Source organism: Paraburkholderia solitsugae, from assembly GCF_013177695.1.
Taxonomy (GTDB): domain Bacteria; phylum Pseudomonadota; class Gammaproteobacteria; order Burkholderiales; family Burkholderiaceae; genus Paraburkholderia; species Paraburkholderia solitsugae.
Genome location: NZ_WOEY01000101.1, coordinates 1 through 21,000, shown reverse-complemented (window position 1 = coordinate 21,000; position 21,000 = coordinate 1). Strand labels below are relative to the sequence as shown.

General features: G+C 63.3%; 11 protein-coding genes and 1 pseudogene. 4 read left to right on the top strand and 8 right to left on the bottom strand.

Annotated features, from left to right (window positions below):
- Positions 1-164: 164 nt before the first annotated feature.
- Positions 165-353 (top strand): glycine zipper 2TM domain-containing protein, encoded by a 189-nt coding sequence (locus tag GNZ12_RS25510; RefSeq protein ID WP_172314916.1) that lies wholly within the window; start codon positions 165-167, stop codon positions 351-353.
- A gap of 254 nt (positions 354-607) precedes the next feature.
- Here the strand turns inward: GNZ12_RS25510 and GNZ12_RS25505 are convergent, their stop codons facing one another.
- Entirely contained in the window at positions 608-1,081 is a 474-nt protein-coding gene (locus GNZ12_RS25505; RefSeq protein WP_172314914.1) for a hypothetical protein, read from the bottom strand.
- A gap of 913 nt (positions 1,082-1,994) precedes the next feature.
- On the opposite strand from GNZ12_RS25505, the gene GNZ12_RS25500 reads away from it, so the two are divergent.
- Both GNZ12_RS25500 and GNZ12_RS25495 read left to right on the top strand, forming a co-directional pair.
- Positions 1,995-2,468: a GNAT family N-acetyltransferase gene (locus GNZ12_RS25500; protein ID WP_172314889.1), complete on the top strand. Its 474-nt coding sequence runs from the start codon at positions 1,995-1,997 to the stop codon at positions 2,466-2,468.
- A 36-nt stretch (positions 2,469-2,504) separates the two neighbouring features.
- Positions 2,505-2,855: a DOPA 4,5-dioxygenase family protein gene (locus GNZ12_RS25495; protein WP_172314887.1), complete on the top strand. Its 351-nt coding sequence runs from the start codon at positions 2,505-2,507 to the stop codon at positions 2,853-2,855.
- A 54-nt stretch (positions 2,856-2,909) separates the two neighbouring features.
- Here GNZ12_RS25495 and GNZ12_RS25490 read toward each other — a convergent pair whose 3' ends face one another.
- Together GNZ12_RS25490 and GNZ12_RS25485 are read right to left on the bottom strand one after the other, a co-directional pair.
- The gene (locus GNZ12_RS25490) at positions 2,910-3,221 is read right to left on the bottom strand and encodes a high-potential iron-sulfur protein (RefSeq protein ID WP_172314885.1); all 312 of its coding nucleotides are present in this window, start codon (positions 3,219-3,221) and stop codon (positions 2,910-2,912) included.
- Positions 3,222-3,334: 113 nt separating this feature from the next.
- Positions 3,335-3,514, bottom strand: a pseudogene (locus GNZ12_RS25485) (nitroreductase family protein); the annotation flags it as partial.
- A gap of 298 nt (positions 3,515-3,812) precedes the next feature.
- On the opposite strand from GNZ12_RS25485, the gene GNZ12_RS25480 reads away from it, so the two are divergent.
- Entirely contained in the window at positions 3,813-4,808 is a 996-nt protein-coding gene (locus tag GNZ12_RS25480; protein ID WP_172314881.1) for an aldo/keto reductase, read from the top strand.
- Positions 4,809-4,832: 24 nt separating this feature from the next.
- Here the strand turns inward: GNZ12_RS25480 and GNZ12_RS25475 are convergent, their stop codons facing one another.
- The 5 genes from GNZ12_RS25475 to GNZ12_RS25455 form a co-directional block, all read right to left on the bottom strand.
- Positions 4,833-13,448 (bottom strand): GH36-type glycosyl hydrolase domain-containing protein, encoded by an 8,616-nt coding sequence (locus GNZ12_RS25475; RefSeq protein ID WP_172314879.1) that lies wholly within the window; start codon positions 13,446-13,448, stop codon positions 4,833-4,835.
- Positions 13,449-13,997: 549 nt separating this feature from the next.
- Positions 13,998-14,798 (bottom strand): ROK family protein, encoded by an 801-nt coding sequence (locus GNZ12_RS25470; RefSeq protein WP_172314877.1) that lies wholly within the window; start codon positions 14,796-14,798, stop codon positions 13,998-14,000.
- A gap of 33 nt (positions 14,799-14,831) precedes the next feature.
- Complete coding sequence (gene zwf / locus GNZ12_RS25465; RefSeq protein WP_172314875.1) at positions 14,832-16,433, bottom strand: glucose-6-phosphate dehydrogenase; 1,602 nt, start codon at positions 16,431-16,433, stop codon at positions 14,832-14,834.
- A 159-nt stretch (positions 16,434-16,592) separates the two neighbouring features.
- A complete protein-coding gene (locus GNZ12_RS25460) occupies positions 16,593-19,400 on the bottom strand; it encodes an MGH1-like glycoside hydrolase domain-containing protein (RefSeq protein WP_172314873.1) in 2,808 nt (935 codons plus the stop codon).
- A 51-nt stretch (positions 19,401-19,451) separates the two neighbouring features.
- A partial coding sequence (locus GNZ12_RS25455; RefSeq protein WP_235993881.1) for an amylo-alpha-1,6-glucosidase occupies positions 19,452-21,000 on the bottom strand: 1,549 nt, incomplete at its 5' end.

The window sequence follows — 21,000 nt, the reverse complement described above, 5'->3', positions numbered from 1 at the left end:
ACAGTTAGGTTGCGAAGGGCAGTCTAGCAAGCGCGGATCACTCCAGCAAACCCGTTTCACCGCCCGGACGCCGACGGACCGCGCGCCCTACGGACACTCGTAATACAGACGCGGGCATGGGGATTGCTGCCCCGGTTGTATCGACACATATCCGAGGTGACATCATGCGGAATCTATCCGGTCTGGGCGTGCTTGCAACGATATTGACGCTGCTGACAATCACGACCGGCTGCACCCTTGGCGGTGCGGCGGCGGGCGGCGTCATCGGTAACGAAGCAACCAATCACAGCACGGTCGGCACAGTCGGTGGCGCGGTAGTCGGCGGTGTTATCGGACACGAGTTGGGCAAGTAATTGAAACGCTGAGCGGCTCTTCCCCGGTGCGCGACACAAGAGCGCCGCGTTGAAGTGTTCTCCGAACCCGCTAAAGCCCGCCATAAATGTGCCGTTTATCAATTGCCGTTTATCGATTAGCGCCCTCGGTCAGCGCATGAGGAAACGCTGAAAGAGGGAAGCCGAAATAGAAAAACGCCCTATGTGGGCGTTTTTCGTTTGTGCGTATTCGGACGGGTTTGAGCGTTCTCCGCAATGGAAAACGGACGTGGCTGTTAAACCACCGCTTCGACAATCGCCTGCGTGCGAGCCGATCTCATCAGCCCCTCGATCATCTTCGCTTCCGCGTTCGCGATCTCGCTCAACGATGCGTGGGCCAGTTGCCCATCCAGAATCGCCAGCGCCGTGCAAAGACGGGCGTATTCGCTGTCCTCGAGAATCCAGGCGCCGTCGTGATGCTCACGCGCGTCGAGCTGCACCATCGCCGCATGTGCGCTTTCGATATCGGCAATGACGTCTTCGCCAAGACCAAGACGCGCCAACTCTTGCGACACCAGCAAATGCCGGCTCAAGGTCAAGTGCAAATCCCGCGAGCCCTGGCCGCGCCGGAATGCATCGAGGGCGGTGTAGCACTGCAGGAGCATCGCCGTGGTGATTGGCTCGTGGGCGGTGCGGCTATAGGTCAGCGCACGCAACAGCGGGGACATGGCCGGCTGGGTGTGCTTGCGGACTCGCGATTTACTGGACATATCGATTCAACCTCCTTCGCTAACTCTCGGCTCTACCACCGAATGCTGTGCTCCCCGGTGGCAAACGCCGCCGTGCGCCGGCGGCTTTGACAGGCCCTTAATGTGAGTCTGTGTAGCCATCATGGCAAGCAACTATTAAGACAGACTTAAATAACCCAAAGTCTCGATTGTGCGTCGCATCTCGCTGCGCACGCGCAAACTTTCCGCTGCGGTTGGCCCGACATGCAACGTTGCCATATAGGTTCGGACCCGCTAAATACAAGTCGCTCGTGCCGCAATGACGAAAAAAAAGCCCTGTTCCCGCGAGGGAACAGGGCCGGACAGGATGGAAGAGTCGTACAGGCGCGTGGATGCTTGCCGACCTATAGCCACCACAAACTAACAAAGACGAACAAAGCTGTTGCTACTTACGCTGCTACGTTGTTACTTGTACTACAACTGCGTTACAGTTCGGTCCCTCGCCATCAACATCACCGCGCTGCAACCCCCTGCTGATTCACGCGCATTGATACCTCGATTGCGCGCTGTTTCCATTGCTTCGACTTCCTACTGCTTTACTGCCCTGCCGCGTTAGACAATCGCGGCAAACTGCCATCAACGGTACGGTTCAAAACAACGCGGGGGGAAGACCGCGTCGATGGGCTCGGTGACTTGTCGCTCCATGGAAAACAGTTTATGTGAGCACGCTCGAATGCAATTGGGCGAAGCGAGGGGAATTGGCAGGCCAGTTTGCTGAATCGGTGTAACGTGCCTATTTCGTCAGATGTGAAATGCGCGTAACACCTGCCGCCGCGACAGCGACACAAACAAGAAGATGAGAGGCGGAGCCCAACCGCGTGGCAAATAAGCACGCCAGACGCGACAATTCACGAGAATTCTGACTCGCCGCCCACGCACCGGAAACGTTACCAGCATGTCTGTTCAAGAACCTGACCTCACCCTGCGCCCGGCGCTAGAAGCCGACGAGCGCTTTCTTTTCCAACTGCGCAAAGCCACCATGACGGAGCATCTGGTGCGCGTCGACGAACCTACCGATGATGCCCAGCATCGCGCGCGTCTGCGCTATCGCTACGATGCGGCGCGGGTGATTTGCATCGACGGCGCGCCGGCCGGTTTGCTGAAGGCGTATCGCACCGAGACCGAGTGGTTCGTCATGCAATTGCAGATTGCGCAGGCGCATCAAGGGCGCGGCATCGGTGAGCGAGCGTTGCGGACGGTCTTGCACGCCGCGCAGGCCGACGCATTGCCGGTCACGCTGAAGGTGCTCAAAGGCAATCCCGCGAAGCGCCTGTACGATCGCCTCGGATTCGAGATCGTCGGCGAAGATGAAAAGGAGTTTCACATGAGACGCACGCCGCACGCGTCAGCGGAAACTCAAGCAAAATAAAGGTCTGATAAAAACGGAACCGCAATAGACCCTGTTATGACCCTTCGCGACACCTCAGCCATCGAGAGCTGGCACGCCCACGTTTACTTCGATTCAGGCAACCGCGACGCCGCGTGGGTCTTCCGCGAGCAAATCGAAGCGCACTGGAACGGCAAACTGCAAATGGGCCGCTTTCACGAACGCCCGGTCGGGCCGCATCCGATGTGGTCGTATCAGCTGGCATTCGCGCCGGAGCAGTTCGCCGAACTCGTCGCTTGGCTCACGCTGAATCACGGCGCGCTCGATATCTTTCTGCACCCGAATACGGGCGACGCCTTGCGCGACCACCGCGACGCGGCAATATGGATCGGCCATTCGCATGAACTGGTACTGAGCGCCTTGAACTAAGGGCAAGGCGGCGTTCTTAAACCACACATACCGGAGCGCGGGCCGCTTGCCCGGTCACATATTCGAATACGAACTGCACCAGCCGTGCGCAGCGACCTGCTTGTCACCGAACAGCGTGCAGCCACCGTAGGCGTCGGTGGTTTTACCTTGGAATAGCGAGCAGTTTGCGCAGGTTTGTCCAGCGGCGTAGCCAGGGAATTTCGCCTTGTCGACCTTTGATGCGTCCTCCTTATAGCCGAGGGCTTGCGCCTTCGGATCGGCTTCGCTCAGTGTGTTCGCGGTGTCGGCGAACGCGACGCGGGAAAGCATGAGCGATGAGCTCACGCCCACACCCAGCATTAGAAAATGGCGGCGTGAAGTTTTCATCATGGTCCGATGGGAGGTGGGGATGCCTGTCAATCGAGGAATCGCGTGAACCGTTCAACCGGTTCGCGACGAGTGCGTAGCGTATTGACGAGCGCGCTTTCGTCGGCGAAACCGAGCGACTTGCCCGTCACCACATACACTTTCCACGGCTGGGTATTGGTGCCCGAGGGCGCGCGGCTGGCCGCTTCGAGAATCGCTTCGATATCGGCGCGCGCAACCGGCGTGGGCAGGAAGGCGCGGATCGAACGCCGCGACATCAGCGCGGCGTCGACCTGATTGGGGGATGTCGTCATCGGCAGAATTCCGGCAGGGCCAACGGTTTTGGCGGTCTGCGAAGATTCTAGCGCGAGCGCCCGCTTTCTCGCTGGCAGGCGCGCAGGACTCCGGGCATGCGAGCCGGTATCCGTGACCACGCGCATCACGTACTGGCCCGGCGTGACGTCCGCGTTGAGCCTGGCGTAGGCGTCGCATAGCGCGGCGGGCGCCGCTTCGGCTAGCGTGTGCCGGCGGCCGAACGCGAAATCGCCACATCGTTTATCCTTTTTACAACACCGCCTACCGCAACTGTTCCGTCCATCTTCGGAGTTGACCATGCAATACCGCAAATTCGGCCGCACCGGCCTGACCGTTTCGCGCCTGTGTCTCGGGACGATGACCTTTGGCCTGCAGACTGAAGAAGATGTTTCGCGCCGGATTCTCGACACGGCGGCGGACGCCGGCGTGAACTTCATCGATACCGCCAACGTTTATCCGCTCGGCGGCGGCGAAAACATTGCCGGGCGCACGGAAGAGATCGTCGGACGGTGGCTGAAGGGCAAACGCGACCGCTTCATTCTGGCAACGAAGGCGGTCGGCAAGATGGGGCCGTCAGCGTGGGATCAAGGCGCGTCGCGCAAACATCTGCTGGATGCGATCGACGCATCGCTGAGGCGGCTCGGCACGGACTACGTGGACCTGTACCAGCTCCATTCCGACGACGCGAACACCCCGCTCGATGAGACGCTCGAAGCACTCGACGTGATCGTGCGATCCGGGAAGGCGCGGTATATCGGCGTGTCGAATTTCCTGGCGTATCGGCTGGCACGGGCGCTGGGTCGCGCCGATGTGTTGCGCGTGGCGCGGTTTGTATCGGTGCAACCCCGCTATAACCTGTTGTTCCGGCAGATCGAAAGGGAGTTGTTGCCTTTGGCGGCCGAAGAGCAGTTAGCCGTGATGCCTTATAACCCACTGGCGGGTGGCTTGCTGACGGGTAAGCATCGGGTGGATGCTGCGCCCACGTCCGGGCGATTCACCGAAACCGTTGGGAAGGCGGGGGCCATGTATCAGGAGCGGTACTGGCATCAGCGCGAATTCGAAACGATCGAGAAACTGAAGGCGATCGCTACGCCGACGGGCGAGTCTTTGACTCGGGTTTCGCTGGCGTGGGTGTTGGCCAATCCGCTGATTACGTCGGCGATTATTGGCGCAAGTCGCGCTGAGCAGTTGAGCGATACGCTGGCGGCTTCGGAGCTTGTGCTCGATGCACAAGTTAAGGCGCAGCTTGATGAGGTGAGCCAGGAATATCGATGGGGTGACGCGGCCAGGTAAGTGGGATGCTCCTGATGCAGTGGCTTAAGCATCTTGCTCACAACGGCGTTCGGGGTCGACATCCTCATTCACGCCCTGGCCAAGCGAAATAAAGAGGCTATGCGACCCCGCATCCAACGGCACACGCACGCATCCATCCTCGCAATCAATAGGCGTGCCGTTGAGCATGGCCTGCGTCGAACGGTGCCCTGCCGCGGAATCGACGCGGATGTCATACCGCGTCGAATGCACATTGACGGTTGCCTCAAACCCCGGCCACGCGTGCGGAATACACGGATTAATCACGAGGAAATCTCCCTCCCGGCACATTCCGAGAATGCCTTCGACACCCGCGCGGTACATCCATCCAGCGGACCCCGTGTACCAGGTCCAGCCACCGCGTCCGGCATGGGGCGTCACCGAATAAACATCGGCGGCAACCACATAAGGCTCGACCTTGTAGCGCTCGACTTCCATCGGCGTGCGCGCATGATTGACCGGATTGAGCAGCGAAAACAGCTCGGCGGCCTTGTCGCCATCACCCAGTTTCGCGAACGCGAGGATCGCCCACATCGCCGCGTGACTGTACTGTCCGCCGTTTTCACGCAGTCCCGGCGGATACCCCTTGATGTAGCCGGGGTCGTGAGCCGTTCTATCGAACGGCGGCGTGAACAGCAAAGCGAGACCGTCGCCACGACGGATCAGATGCTTGTCCAGTGACGCCAACGCCAGCGCGGCGCGCGCCGGATCAGCCGCGCCCGACAGCACGGCCCATGATTGCGCGATCGAATCAATCTGACACTCGTCGCTGTCCTTCGAGCCGAGCCACGTGCCGTCGTCGAAAGTCGCGCGGCGATACCACTCACCATCCCACGCCTCGCGCTCCAGCGCCTCGCGTACCGACACCGCATGAGCGCGCCAGCGTGCGGCGCGCTGACTGTCGCGCGGTTCGGCCAGCGGGGCGAACAACGCGATGGTTCGCAGCAGCAGCCAGCCGAGCCAGACGCTTTCGCCCTTGCCGTGCGCACCGACGCGGTTCATTCCGTCGTTCCAGTCGCCCGTGCCGATCAGCGGCAAGCCATGCTCGCCGGTCAGTTCGATGCATTGGTCCAGGCCGCGCGCGCAATGTTCGAACAGTGACGCCGATTGATCTGCGATCATCGGCTGGAAGAACGCGTCGTGCTCGCCGGGACGTAGCAGTGGTCCGCTGAGGAACGGCACGATCTCGTCGAGAATCGCGACGTCGCCCACGCAGCCGATATACGTCGCGGTCGCGAACGCGAGCCACACGCGATCGTCGGAAATCCGCGTGCGCACGCCTTGCCCCGACTGCGGCAACCACCAATGCTGAAAATCGCCTTCGACGAATTGTCGCGACGCAGCGCGCAGCAAATGCCGCCGTGTCTCGTCGGGCTGCGCATGCGTCAGCGCCATGCCATCCTGCAACTGATCGCGGAACCCGTACGCGCCGCTCGCCTGATAGAACGCCGAGCGCGCCCAGACGCGGCAGGCGAGCGTCTGATACAGGAGCCAGCCGTTCAGCATCAGGTCCATCGCGCGGTCTGGCGTCTTCACCTGGACCGCGCCGAGCACGGTCTGCCAGTGGTTCGTCACCTCGGCGAGCACGGCGTCAAGATCGGCTTTGCGATAGCGCTCGATCAACCCACGCACCTCGTCCACAGACGCGCATTGCCCGACGAACGACACCACCTCGACAATCTCGCCCACGCCCAACTCGATGATGCCCTGCAACGCCGCGCACGGATCGAGGCCCGCGCCGGTCATGCCGGACAGCGGCACGTTGCTGGTCAGCGCGGCGGGCGCGGCAGTGCCGCCGCTGCGGCCGAGGAATTCGGTACGATCTGCCGTCCATGCCGTCTGCCGGCCGCCGAGGTCGGCGAACGCGACGCGCCCCGCGAAGCCAACGCTCCATGGATTGCGCGCCAGCATCGCACCGGTGACCGGGTCAATTTCCGTCGTGATGAACGGCCCCGACGCGCCGCGCGAGGTGCCGAGCACCCATTCCATCCACGCCGTCACGGACAGACGACGCGGCACGCCGGACAGATTGCGCAGCGTCAGCCGGGAAATCTTCAGCGGGTCGGCGAGCGGCACGTATTGCAACAAGTCGAGTGCGATGCCATTCGCCTCGTGTTCGAAGCGGCTGTAGCCGAATCCGTGACGCGCGACGTAAGTCCCGCCGTCGCGGATCGGCTGCGCGGTGGCGCCCCACAAGTCGCCGGTCATTTCGTCGCGCACGTAGAGGGCTTCGCCAGCCGGGTCTTCGACCGGATCGTTCGACCACGGCGTGAGCTGGTTCTCGCGGCTGTTTTCGGCCCACGTGTAGCCGCTGCCTTGCGCCGCAACCTGAAAGCCGAAATGGGGATTGGCGATCACGTTGATCCACGGCGCGGGCGTGGTTGCGCCCGCCGTGAGAACCGTCACGTATTCCCGGCCGTTCTTATCGAAGCCGCCAAGACCGTTGAAATACTCGAGTCCGGCCGGAACCGGAGAAGAGGTCCGAGGCAGCTGAACCGGCGCGGGCCATGGCGACGACATCGGCGGCTTCTGCCGGCGCAGCGCCGACGGCTGACGCGGCAACTTCGGCAAACGCGCGAGCTGGTCGGCAATCGAACCGCGGCGCGCGATCAGTGCGACGCGCGCAACCGATTTCAGCAACGCCCGCGCCTCCACGCTCATCAAATCGGCGCGCAGCGTATAGACCGTCCCTTGCGCGAGTTCTTCACCGAACCGTGGCCGCGACTGGCTGCTACGCACGGCCGTTTCGATCGCCCCCTGCAATTCCTGGATGTACGACGAAGCCCGTTCGTTGACGATCACAAGATCGACGCCCAGCCGCTTCATCCGCCAGTACTCGTGCGCCCTCAACAATTGCCGCACCTGCGCGATATCTTCGACGTCGTCGATATGCAGCAGTACGATCGGCAGGTCGCCGGAAATCGCGTGTGGCCACAGCCCGGACTGCACGCCGGCCCCGCGAATGATCGCGTCCGACGGCGCCCTGAAACGCCGATCGGCGTAGATGATCGGCGCGGCGAGGCGTTGAAAATCCGACGCCTCTTCGGCCGCGACGTCGAGATGGCGCAACTGCACCTGAGCCTGTGTCCATGCGAGCGTTTTGGCGCGGTCGAACGCGTTGCGATCATGGTGCTGGTCGATCAGATCGAGTAACAGTGCGCGCGACGCAGCCACCACCGTCCAGAACGTGACGCGCGCGACCTTGCCCGGCGGCACCAGCACGCGATACCGGAGCGCAAAGACCGGATCAAGCACGGTGCCGGTAGTGTTGGTCAGCGGCTGATCGTCGACAATCGCCGCCGCTGTCCCCGCATTGCGCCCTCGCCCCAGAAAGCGCAGGCGATCCGATTCGTATTGCGGATCGGCGACGATCTCGCCTTCGACCACCGCGAAATGCGCAGCCCACACCTGCTTTTCGTCGTTCGAACGCGGGCGGCGCGTGGCCACCAGCGCGCCGAATTCGGCGAGGTGTTCGGTCTGGACAAACATGCGCGAGAAGGCGGGATGCGCGTCGTCGGCGGCGGGCGTCGTGAGGACGATTTCGGCGTACGACGTCAGCTCGATCTCGCGCGCCCGGCGTCCGCTGTTCGCCAGCGACACGCGGCGCACTTCGCCGTCCGCCTCGCCGGACACCAGCACGTCAAGGGTGGTCGTCAGCGAGCCGTCGCGCCGGATGAATTCCGCGTGATCCTCGCCGAACACGACCTCTTCGTGCTCGGCTTCGCTGCCCACTGGCTGCGCGCCCGCCGACCACACGTGGCCGCTCTGCGTATCGCGCAGGAAGATGAACGAGCCCCAGTTGTCGCGGGTCGCATCTTCGCGCCAGCGCGTCACGGCGGTGTCGCGCCAGCGGCTGTAGCCGGCGCCAGTCGCCGTGAGCATCACCGCGTAGCGTCCATTCGACAACAGGTGCGTGATCGGCGCGCCGCCGGCCTCCGCCGGCGCGGCGATACGCCGTACGGTCGGCGGCACGGCGCCGGCTTCAACCGCGGACGTACTCACTTCTTCAGCACGTGGATGCGCAACGGCGACGTTACGCGGCATGCGTTCCTGCAACAGCAGTTCGCACGCCTGGATCATGGGTTCGCGATGGAAACGCGCACGCATTTGCGCATCGAGCAACGTATTCGCGATCGAAACAATCGTCATGCCCTGGTGATGCGCCATGAAATTGCGGACAATCGCGACTTCCTCGTTATCCGGCAGCCGCGAGCGGGTGAAATCGAGTGCTTCGTAGAAACCGTAGCGGCCCAGTGCGCCCAGCGCGGCGAGTTGCGCATAGTTCTCTCGCGCGGCTTGTGGGTCGACCATCGCGGCTAGCCCCGTCGCATACGGCGCAATCACGCGGTTCTCTGAAAGCCCGCGCTTGAGACCAAGACCGGGCACGCCGAAATTCGAATACTGGTAGGTGAATTCGATGTCGCGAGCGTTGTACGCCGATTCCGAAATGCCCCACGGGATACCAAGCGAGCGTCCATACGCGGCCTGCCGCTCCACCACCAGCCGGTTCGTCTGTTCGAGCAGGCTGCCGACCGGCGCGCGCATCACCAGCGACGGCATCAGGTATTCGAACATCGACCCCGACCACGAGATCAGCGCCGAGCCGTTACCCACCGGCGTCGCGGCACGGCCGAGCCGGAACCAGTGGCGCGTCGTCACGTCGCCTTTCGCGATCGCGAACAGGCTCGCGAGACGCGCCTCGGACGCCAGCAAGTCGTAGCAGTTCACGTCGAGGCTATTGTCGGATTGCGAATAGCCGATCGACAGCAGCTCGCGTTCCGGATCGAGCAGAAACGCGAAGTCCATATCGAGCGCCATCGCGCGCGATGTATCGGCGAGCGACTTCAACCGTGCCTGCAGAAGATCGGGCGCCTCGGCGAATTGTTGCCGGTCGCGGGCGTGCTCGGCGACGCTTCTGCTCAACGCGTCGATCCAGAACACGAGGTCGGTGGAACTGTCGTCGCCGCCGGCGGGGACCAGTTCGCGTGTCGCCTTCGCGGCCTTTTCGGTCAGCCGCGTGAGCGACGGGGACAGCGCTTCGAGCGTCTGCGGCCCGTGCAACTGCGTGCTGATCTCTTCGAGGATCGCAACCAACTGCTTGCCACGTTCACCGCCTGCGGCGGGCAGCGTGTTGATAGCTTCACGCGCGAGTAGTAGGTTGTCCATCAATCCGGGCCGCGCAGCCGGCGCGAGCAACTCATGCGGCCACTCTTCGCACGCGTTGGCGAGCGCGATCAGATGACCGGCGAGATTGCCGCTATCGACCGACGAAACATACGCCGGCGCCAGCAACTGGAGATCGAGCGTCCCGTACCAGTTATAGAAATGTCCCTTGAAACGCGTGAGCTTGTGCATCGAAGCGAACGCCGCTTCGAGTCGTTCGACAGTTTCCGTCGTCCCCGTCCAGCCAAAATCGCGCGCGGCAATCGCCGACAGCAGATAGAGTCCAAGGTTGGTCGGCGAGGTGCGGTGCGCGACGACCGGCTTCGGATCTTCCTGGAAGTTGTCGGGCGGCAGCATGTTTTCTGCTGGCGTCACGAAGGTCTCGAAGAAACGCCACGTGCGTCGCGCGATGAGGCGAAGGCTGCGTGCATCCATGTCCGCCATCGCGAAACGCCCCGCGACGGTCGGCGAACGGCTCGACCACAACGCGAGCGCCGGCGCGACCAGCCATAACAACGCCAACGGCAGCACGAGCGGCCAGTGCGACGGTGCGAACGCAAGCGCGCCAGCCGGCAGCACGAGACCGAGCGCGACACTGCCTCTCATCTGCCGATAAAAGCCACGCAGATCGAGGCGAGGGCTGCCCTTCGACTGCGCCGCCGTTGTCCATTCAAGCAACCGGCGATGCGTCACGAACAGCCGTATCAGCGTCCGGACGATCGCATCGCCCATGCGCCACGCCTGGTCAGCGAGAAACGCGGCCGACAGGAAAATCTGCAAGGCAGCGAGCCGCACATCGGCGGCCAGCACGTCCAGATGATTGCGCAGATGGATGCCGCTGCGGCGCGGCAGGATCGCGAACAGCGTCGGCAGGAAGGCGGGAATCGCGAGCGCGCCTAGCATCAGCAGCGCGCCTGCCATACCGGCGCGGATCGGCATCAGCCAGCATAGGCTGAGCGCGGCAACCATGCAGGGTGCGAGCAGCGAACGGCGCAAATTGTCGAGCATCTTGAAGCGGCCGATCGACGGCATCGCGTGTTGGTCCCGGCCACGATGGCCGACGATCCACGGTAGCAATTGCCAGTCGCCACGCGTCCAGCGATGCTGCCGCTTGCCAATCACGTCGTAACGCGACGGCACTTCCTCGACCACTTCGACATCCGACGCCAGCCCGGCGCGCGCAAAAATTCCTTCGAACAGATCGTGACTGAGCAGCGCGTTTTCCGGTACGCGTCCCTGTAAAGCGGCTTCAAACGCATCGACGTCGTAGATGCCCTTGCCGGTATACGACCCTTCGCCGAACAGATCCTGATAGACATCGGACACGGCCGCCGCATACGGGTCCATCCCTCCGGGGCCGGAGAAGACGCGCTGATGCAGCGATCCTTCCTGGCCGACGGGCAGCGAAGGCGTGACGCGCGGCTGCAGAATCGCGTAACCGTTGACGACGCGTTGTTCGGCGTCGCTGAATGTCGGCCGGTTCAGTGGATGCGCCATCTTGCCGATCAGCCGCAACGCAGCGTCTCGTGGCAGACGCGTATCGGCATCGAGCGTGATGACGTAGCGCACGTCGGACGGCACCTGCGGCGCGCATCCGGCGATCGGCACGAAGGTCGTATCCGTCGCGCCGCGCAGCAGGCGGTTGAGTTCATGCAGCTTGCCGCGCTTGCGTTCCCAGCCCATCCATTTGTTCTCGCTCGCGTTGAATACGCGGCGGCGGTGTAGCAGCAGGAAACGGTTGCCGCCGGGGCCTGGCTCGTAACGGCGGTTCAGTGCTTCGATGGCGTCGGCGGCCACGGCGAGCAGATGCGCATCGCCAGCCACCACTTCCTGATCCGCATCGAGCCCGTCTGCCAGCAGCGCGAAGGACAGGTCGCCGCCGGCGCCCGCGAGGTGATGGACCTCAAGACGTTCGACCTGCTCACGCAGATCGGCAACGCTCGTCAGGAGCGTCGGCACGGCAACCAGCGTGCGCAACGACGACGGCACGCCAGCAGTCAGTTCGAGACCCGGCAACGTGATCGCGCCGAAACTCCATGTCACCGCGCGGTTGATGAGCGCGGTCGCGATCTCGGTGACGGGCAGGAATCCGCATACGGCAAACAGCGCGAGTACCCCGGCGTCGAGGCCGCGCGGCGCTAGTGTCGACAGCGCCCACAGCGCCCACAGCGCCAGCGCCAATACCGTCGCGGCGAGCGCCAGGATCGTGCCGACGTAGCCGCCGATGCCGAGGCGGACGTTGAACCGCGTGATCCGCAAGCGCGGCGGCGGACGGAATTCGATCGCCTGCTCCAGCGCGAGCCGGCCTTCGGCGATCAGGTGATAGCCGGGGTCGCCGGCGCGCTCTGCGTGCGCGGCACCGCCGGCCTCCAGCACCGCCGCCTGCGCCGAATGCAGCGCCAGACCGGCGACTTCGAGTTCGCTGAAGGACGAGCCGCGCGCCAATTGCTCGATCGCGCTGCGATACAGATTGCGCGTCGAGAAATCCATCTCGGCGAAGCCGCTGCCCGCACGCAACTGCGCGTCGACGAGACTCACGCTCTCGAACAGGTCTGCCCAGTCAATGTCGGAAATCAGCCGCATGCTGGTGATCACATTGCGCACGGTGACGTTCGACGCACCCTGCCGCTGCTGCGCATGCTGCACGACCGCATCGACCGACGCACCCTGAAGCTTGAGCCGCTCTTCCAACCAGCCAAGTGCGGGCGTGGTGCGTGGATCCTGGTCGCGCAGCCGTTTGGCGAGTTGTGCCGCGAACAGTTCCGACAACAGGCCCGACGAGCGCGTGGAAATATCCGCTTCAAGCGCCGAGCGAGCGCTACCCGATACCAGCAGACGGTCGGTGAGTGCATCGGCGTCCGCGCGTGCACTACGGCCCGCGGTGATCTGGTCGGTAAGACGTCGCAGGTTCTCGATCAGCACGATGCGCAGCGTGATCGCCACCGCCCACAGTTCGCCAATCGTCAGCGGCTGAACTCGCTGATACGCGTCGATGAAACGCCGTAGGATCTGCGGGTCGAAGTGACTGTCGGTATGCGCAACGAACGCCCACGCGAGACCAAATACGCGCGGATAGCCGGCGAACGGGCCAGCGGCGAGCTTGGGCAACTGACGGTAGTAGCCGGGCGGCAGATCGTCGCGGATCTCGCGGATCTGCTCTTCGACGAGATGATAGTTGTCGAGCAGCCATTCGGCGGCAGGCACCACGCCCCGGCCGCTCTCCAGTTCCGCGGCGCTCGCACGGTAGGCCGCGAGCAGGACGGCGGCGTTGTCGTTGAGCCGCGTATGCAGAGATAAAACGGCGGGCGGCGTCTTCGTCACCGATTGCGCGGCGGCGAGGCTCTGCGCGTGTTGCTCGAGCCGTTCGATGCCGAACAGCTCTTCGCGCACCGGCGCGATGTCATCCCACGGCGGCGGCAGCGAGCGATGCTTCACGACATATCGAAGGATCGCGTTCACAGGCGCACGTCGTGCGACGTCGGTGACTTCGGCGAGTTGCCGTGGCAGGCGATGTTCGCGCCGCGTGCTGCCGGCGCAATCGTTGCGTCGCCGTACAGTTCATCGAACTGGGACATGATCGGTTCTTCCTTCAGGGAGGCCAGACCACGCGTGTCACGTGTGTGTGGTCCTCCGGGCTGTGACTGGTTCCTCGGGTGCGGGCGAACGCGCGCGGTCCCGTCAGGACGAAAAGAGGCGTGCGCGGCATGTGCCGGGCGCGGTGAGGAATGAGTGTGGGCGGCCGCAATAGGCGGCGATCGCTGATGGTCGACTATCGGCGGACGCAAACAATGTCGGACGAACGTCGACTGGACCGGTGTGGGTTATCCGGTGTGCTCGGCGCTTGCGCGGCCGGTCCGGATTCGCCGGCCGCGAACGCGACGGCCGTGTCGCGCATCTTGGACCTATTTGCGGATACTGTCGCGATCTATTTTTCAGGGGCCATGGGCGTGCCTTACGGACGAGGCCGGGTCCATCGGGCAGCAACGAGGCACGTCAGCAAATTACATGTCACTTAAACTGGCCGGTCCGCTCATTAGCCTCCGGCAACTGCCGCGTCTCGCGCAGCGACCTCGGATGCCACAAGCGCGCGCCGCCTTCGATCCCTGCATCGTTCGATACTGTCGCGACGTTCGCGGGCAGCTTAAACGTCAGCCGCGCCGCGTTGCCACCGCCAATCCACAGCTTGTCGTAGTTCACCAGCGAATCGAGAATCCCGATCACTTTCTCGACCCGGCGATTCCAGCGCTTATTTCCCGCCGTCTCGCGCGCCGCGTCGCCGATGTACTCGTCGTACGCCACGCCCTTCTTGCTGACCGGATGATGCGCAAGCTCGAGGTGAGGCATCAACTCGCCATCGCGGAACAGCGCCGTGCCCGCGCCCGTGCCAAGCGTCAGCACGAACTCGAGTCCATGACCTTCGATAGCGGCAAAGCCCTGCATCTCGGCATCGTTGATCATGCGCACCGGCAGACCGCCGAGGCGCTGCGCCAGCGAATCCGCTAGCGGAATGTCGTGCCAGCCCTCAACGCCAAAGTGCGGCGCCGTCAGAATGCGGTTGTTGCGCACCACACCTGGGAAGCCGATCGACATCAGCGTGGGCGGCTCCTCTTTGACGAGCGGCTCGACCAGCTTCGCCAACGCATCCACCAGTTGATCCGGCGTGCACGGATGCGGCGTCGCCACGCGCAAACGCTCGGTTTTCATCTGTCCGTCCGCATCGATGATCGCGGCCTTCAAGCCCGTGCCACCGACGTCGATCGCCAGAATCCGCTCGGTACTGCTGTTTACTTTCGTTTTACGTGTGGCCACGGTGCCCCCAATTGTGTTGGTGCGTCTCACGATTTACTTCTTTTCGACTGCATCCCGCTTCAAAGGGCGCCATGCATGGCCGTCGCGTGCGAGCAGCGCATCCGCTTCAGCAGGCCCCTCGCTGCCGGCCGGATAACCGTGCACCGGTATCGCGCCGCCGGTCTTCGGGTGCAGCACGTCGTCCACCGCGCACCAGCTCGTTTCGATGCTGTCGGCGCGCTGGAACAGCGTCTCGTCTCCAAGCATGCAGTCGTACAGCAGGGTCTCGTAGCCCACGTTGGCCCGCTCGGCGAAGAAGTCTGCGTAGTCGAAAGACGACTGGACCGCGCCGATCTGCATCACCGGTCCCGGTGTCTTCACGTTGAAGTCGAAACTCGTGCCGTGCGCGGGATCGATGCGCAGGGTCAGCACATTCGGCGTCAGCGCGTCCACCGGCGTGTCGCGGAACAGGCGGAACGGCACCGGCTTCAGTTGCACGGAAATCTCCGTGCGGCGCGCGGCAAGCCGCTTTCCGGTGCGTAGATAGAACGGCACGCCCGCCCAACGCCAGTTCTCGACGTACACGCGAGCGGCAGCGTAGGTTTCAGTCGTGCTGTCCGGCGCGACGTCCGGTTCCTCACGGTAGCCCACGCCCGCCGGACCCTTTTCGTATTGACCGAAGACGACGTCGTCGGCGGTTAGCGGCTGGATCGCGTCGGAGATTTCCGCCTTCTTGTCGCGCACGGCTTCGGCATCGAACGAGTTGGGCGGCTCCATCGCGACCATGCCGAGCAACTGGAACAGGTGGTTCGGCAGCATGTCGCGGAACGCGCCGGTCTGCTCGTAAAACTTGCCGCGCCCCTCCACGCCGATCGTTTCGGCGGCGGTGATCTGCACGCTGTCGATATATTCGCGCCGCCAGATCGGTTCGAACAAGGCATTCGCGAAGCGCACCGCGAGAATGCTCTGCACGGTGTCCTTACCGAGAAAGTGATCGATGCGATACACCTGCGACTCGTTCGCGTACGAGAGAATGTGCACGTTCAGATCGCGCGCCGAAGCGAGATCGGTACCGAACGGTTTCTCGATCACGATGCGGCGGAAGCCACTTGCGTCGCCCTCGCCTTCTTTCAGCAAGCCCGCCTTGCCGAGATGCTCGACGATCGGTTTGAAAAAGCGCGAGCTGACCGCCAGGTAAAAAATCACGTTGCAGCCCGGCGATTGATTGAGTTTTTGCTTGAGCTTCGTGAACGTGTCGTCGGTTTCGAATTCGCCGGCCATGTATTCGAGCCGTTGCGCGACCCAGTCCCACGCTGTGTCGTCGAGCTTCCCGGCGTGAAAGGTGCTGGCTTTGTCGGCGGCGAACTGTTGCAGCGACGTGTGCAAGTCTTCGCGCCATACGCTCGTCTCGCGCTCGCCGTGATTCACGCCGATGATTTTCATCCCATCGTCAAGCAGGCCGTCCACCGCAAGGTTGTACAGCGCGGGCATCAGCAGCCGCTTGGTCAGATCGCCGCCCGCACCGAAGATCACCAGCGTGCAAGGCGGCGCAGGGTGCTTGCCGGCCGGCGACGACGGCGCTTCATGCGGACCCGCGCTGACTTTGCAACTGGGTTCGCGACTGGCGGAAGTTGGGGTGTTCGGAGTAGTCGACATGGGATTCACTTAATTAAGGAAGCCAATGGAACGGACGTGGCGGTAGATGAAAGACCACGCTTGAACCCACACAGTTCAAAAACAACGACTCAACCTGCCCGCCCCGCGCGCTGTATGGCTTGTGTAGCCTCGCGCGGCTGGATCTCTACATTCCACTCGCTACTTGGTCACCGCGGTCACCAGCGCAGGTGCAGGTTCGGGCGCAGACTCGGGTGGGCGTGCGGGGACAGGCGTTGAAGTCGACGTTGGCATCGGCGCCCGGTCCGGCTCGCCTGTCAGCGGCACATTACCGGATGCGGCCATCGCCCTCGGTTGCAGGAGCAACGCCACCAACCCGGTCCAACCGGTTTGATGCGACGCGCCCACACCACGCCCGTTGTCGCCATGGAAATACTCATGGAACAGAACGAGATCGCGAGAACGCGGGTCGGCCTGCAAGAGCGGATACGCGCCCATTACCGGGCGTTCGCCGTTTTTGTCCTTCAGGAACAAGGTAGTCGCCCGGCGCGCCAGTTCGTCGGCGATTTCGCCAAGCGAGAACTTTTGCCCGGAGCCGGTCGGATACTCGACGCGGAAACCGTCGCCGTAATAGCGATGAAATTCGTATAGCGATTCAATCAGCAGATAGTTCATCGGCATCCACACCGGCCCACGCCAGTTCGAATTGCCGCCGAACACCCGTGTGTCGGATTCGGCTGGCAGATACTTGACGGTGACGCTGGTGCCGTTGTGGCTGAACTCGAACGGGTGGTCGCGATGGAACCGCGACAGCGCCCGCACGCCGTGATCGGAGAGAAATTCACTTTCGTCGAGCGCACGGCGCAGCAATGCTTTCATCCGATGCCCGCGCAGCAGCGAGAGCAGCAACGCATTGCCCTTGCCGGGCTCGTTCCAGCGTGAGACCAGCTTCGCCAGATCGGGGCGATGTTCGAGGAACCAGACGAGCCGCTCGCGCAGACCGGGCAAATGACCATGCAGACGTTCTTCGAGCACGTGCACGGCGAAAAGCGGAATCAGGCCGACGATCGAGCGCAGGCGCATCGGAATATTGCTGCCGTCGGGCAGGCGCAGTTTGTCGTAGAAGAATTCGTCTTCGCTGTCCCACAGACCGGTCTCGCAACCGTCGTCACAACTGACGGCCTCGGCGATATACAGGAAGTGCTCGAAAAACTTCACGCCGATATCGACGAACACGTGGTTCGCATACGCGAGTTCGAGCGCGATACGCATCAGGTCGAGCGCGTACGCTGCCATCCACGCAGTGCCGTCGGCCTGATCGATGTGACCGCCAGTCGGCAGCGGCGAGGAGCGGTCGAAGATACCGACGTTGTCCAGGCCGAGAAATCCCCCTTGGAAAACGTTGTGGCCGTCGGCGTCCTTGCGGTTCACCCACCACGAGAAATTCAGCAGCAGCTTGTGGAAGACGAGTTCGAGAAAGTCGCGATCCGCTTTGCCCATGAGCGCACGGTCGATTTCATACACGCGCCAGGCAGCCCAGGCATGCACAGGTGGATTCGCGTCGCCGAGCGCCCATTCGTAGGCGGGTATCTGACCGTTTGGATGCTGATAGCGGTCCTTCACCAGCAGCAGCAGTTGACGCTTGGCAAACGCGGGATCGATCAGCGCAAACGCGGCCGCATGAAACGCCAGGTCCCACGACGCGTACCACGGGTACTCCCACTTGTCGGGCATCGACACGATGTCCGCGTTGCACAGATGCCGCCATTCCGCATTGCGGCCGTGTTTGCGCGACTCGGGCGGCTTGGGTTGCAAGGGATCGCCTTCGAGCCAGCGCTGCACGTCGTACTGGTAGTACTGCTTGGACCACAACATGCCGGCGAGCGCCTGACGCTGCACGAGGCGCGCGTCGGGATCGCCGATCTCGTGTTGCAACGCGCCATAGAATTCGTCGGCCTCGGCGATGCGGTGAGCGAACACCGCATCGGCATCGAGCTGCGCGTCATCGGGCGCCGACTGCGGACGCCAGCGCATATACACCACGGCGCGGCCATGCGGGCCGAGTTCGATCGACGCATGCGCGCCCGCCTTGGTGCCGGCGTCGCGGCGTACCGCCTGTTCGTCGCCGTGGACGAGGTAGTCATTGAAGCCGTCCTTGAACGGCCCCGTGCCATCTATGTTGAACAGGCGCTTGACGTTGGTGTCGTTCTCGCAGAACAGCCACGTCATCTGCGGCGCGTCTTTCGACCATGCTGTCACGACGATGGGCTCATGGCCATGCTGACGGCCGACCACATGGGCTTCACCATCGTGGTCTTTGCCTGCAACGAGCGACGGTTTGTCCTTGTTCTCCTTCCACGACCACGAATTGCGCGCCCAGATCTGCGGCAGCACATCGAGCGAGGCCGGCTCGTCCGCGCGATTCTCGATCGTCACGCGCATCAGGATGTCGTCGGGCGCATGTTTCGCGTATTCGACCTGCACGTCGAAGTAACGCAAATCGTCGAACACACCGGTGTCGAGGATCTCGTACTCCGGCATGTCGCCGCCGCGTCGGACGTTTTCCTGCACCAGGTCGTCGTACGGAAAGGCGGCATGCGGGTACTTGTAGAGCATCCTCATGTACGAATGCGTAGGCGTGCCGTCGAGGTAGAAGTACAGCTCCTTCACGTCCTCGCCGTGATTGCCCTGCTCGTTGGTGAGGCCGAACAAGCGTTCCTTCAGGATCGGATCTTTGCGGTTCCACAACGCCAGCGACACGCACCAGCTGAGTTTATCGTCGCCAAAACCGGCGATGCCGTCTTCGCCCCAGCGGTAGGCGCGGCTGCGCGCGTGGTCGTGCGGAAAGTGGTCCCAGGCGGTGCCGTCCGGGCTGTAATCCTCGCGTACCGTGCCCCACTGACGCTCACTGAGATACGGCCCCCAGCGCTGCCAATGGCCACAATCAGCGGAGTGCAGGCGGGAACCTTCGATTGTGTCGAGCAGATTGGCAGCGCGCAGCGGTGGCATGACTACGTCCTTGCGTCGGGCCTGGCGGTGGGACTCACATCGTAGCGCGGTTTAAGCGGCGATGGGCCCCAACCGGGCAAGCAGGTTTTCGATGCGCAGCAACTCCCCCAGCGACCACGCCTGAAACGGCGTGCCGGCGGGCGTGTGCGGCGCGTCGCCGTCGGCGATTTCGGAGAGATGGTCGAGGCCGGCGTGATCGAGATGCGCGTACAGCGGGTCGAGAAAGCGTGCTCTGGCTTGTGCATGGGCGTCCGGCTCGGCGCCGTGAACCCGCAGCCATGCTTCGACGAACGGGCCTAGCAGCCATGGCCAGACCGTCCCTTGATGATAGGCGCCATCGCGCGCCAGCGGAGGACCGCCGTAGTGCCCGCGGTAGGCAGGATCGGACGGCGCAAGCGTTCTGAGGCCAAGCGGCGTGAGCAACTGTGCTTCGACCTGATCGACGACCGCGCGCGCCGCCGGGCCTTCGAGTAACGAAAACGGCAGGCCGCCTACGGCAAAGATCTGGTTCGGGCGGATCGAGCGATCGACTGCGCCTTTCACGAAGTCCACGTCGACGTTGTCGACAAGCGCTTGCGTCGACGGATCGGTAAAACGTTCATGAAACGCTTGCAACGCTCGCTCCGCAGGCTGCTGCCACTGCGGATTCCACGTTGCTGCAATGCGCAATGCGTTGATCCAGAGCGCCTGCACTTCCACGGGTTTGCCGATGCGTGGCGTGACCACCCAGTCGCCGACCTTGCCATCCATCCACGTGAGTTGTACGCCGGGGACACCGGCGCTCAGGAGGCCGTCGTCGGGGGATGCCTTGATGTTGAAGCGCGTGCCGTTCGTGTAGCCCGTGAGGATGGTTTCGACAGCCTGCTGCAGGCGTGTTCGGGTGTCAGCGTTGGCGTGGTTCGTCACCAGATAGTCGTGGACGGCGATGACGAACCATAGCGATGCGTCGACGGAATTGTATTCCGGGGCATCGCCATAGTCGGGGAAACGATTCGGCAGCATGCCTTCGGACAACGTACGCGACCATTCGAGCAGGATCGCTTCGGCCTCGGCGAGGCGGCCCGCTGAGATCAACAAGCCGCGCATGGCGATGAACGTGTCGCGGCCCCAATCGGTGAACCATGGAAAGCCGGCGAGAATCGTGCGGCCTTCGTTACGCGCTACGACGTAAGCATCGGCGGAACGCTGCAGGCGTGAGCCGAGTGCGCTGCGGCGCTGCTGTTCGATGCGCGCGAGTTCGGCTGCGTGGACGGCGGCTGGTTTGGGGCTTGCCGACTGCATTGCATCGGTGGCGGTGGCGGTTGACACCGTTGCGTGGGCGGCGGTTGTCTTCGCGCCTGTCGGTTCCGTTGCAACGGCAGTGTTGCCGGCCGGCTCCGTCGTGCTAGCGGTGACCGCCTTTGTGCCTGCCGGCCCCGCTGCCGACGCTGAAGACGCCGAGGATGCGATCGACGCGCTGAGGATCATCACCGCTTCGCCATCGGCGAGGTTGAAGCTGAACACACCAGGCGTGGCAAGGTCCTCGCTGAAATCGAGGCCGCGCTCCCGCTCGCGAACGTAGCAGAAGTTTCGATACCAATCAGGCGCGTGTGTGTAGATG

Bases quoted from the DNA above. Each gene is read 5' to 3' on its own strand.
- GNZ12_RS25510 (WP_172314916.1), top strand. From the start codon at position 165: ATGCGGAATCTATCCGGTCTGGGCGTGCTTGCAACGATATTGACGCTG.
- GNZ12_RS25505 (WP_172314914.1), bottom strand. From the start codon at position 1,081: ATGTCCAGTAAATCGCGAGTCCGCAAGCACACCCAGCCGGCCATGTCC.
- GNZ12_RS25500 (WP_172314889.1), top strand. From the start codon at position 1,995: ATGTCTGTTCAAGAACCTGACCTCACCCTGCGCCCGGCGCTAGAAGCC.
- GNZ12_RS25495 (WP_172314887.1), top strand. From the start codon at position 2,505: ATGACCCTTCGCGACACCTCAGCCATCGAGAGCTGGCACGCCCACGTT.
- GNZ12_RS25490 (WP_172314885.1), bottom strand. From the start codon at position 3,221: ATGAAAACTTCACGCCGCCATTTTCTAATGCTGGGTGTGGGCGTGAGC.
- GNZ12_RS25480 (WP_172314881.1), top strand. From the start codon at position 3,813: ATGCAATACCGCAAATTCGGCCGCACCGGCCTGACCGTTTCGCGCCTG.
- zwf (WP_172314875.1), bottom strand. From the start codon at position 16,433: ATGTCGACTACTCCGAACACCCCAACTTCCGCCAGTCGCGAACCCAGT.
- GNZ12_RS25460 (WP_172314873.1), bottom strand. From the start codon at position 19,400: ATGCCACCGCTGCGCGCTGCCAATCTGCTCGACACAATCGAAGGTTCC.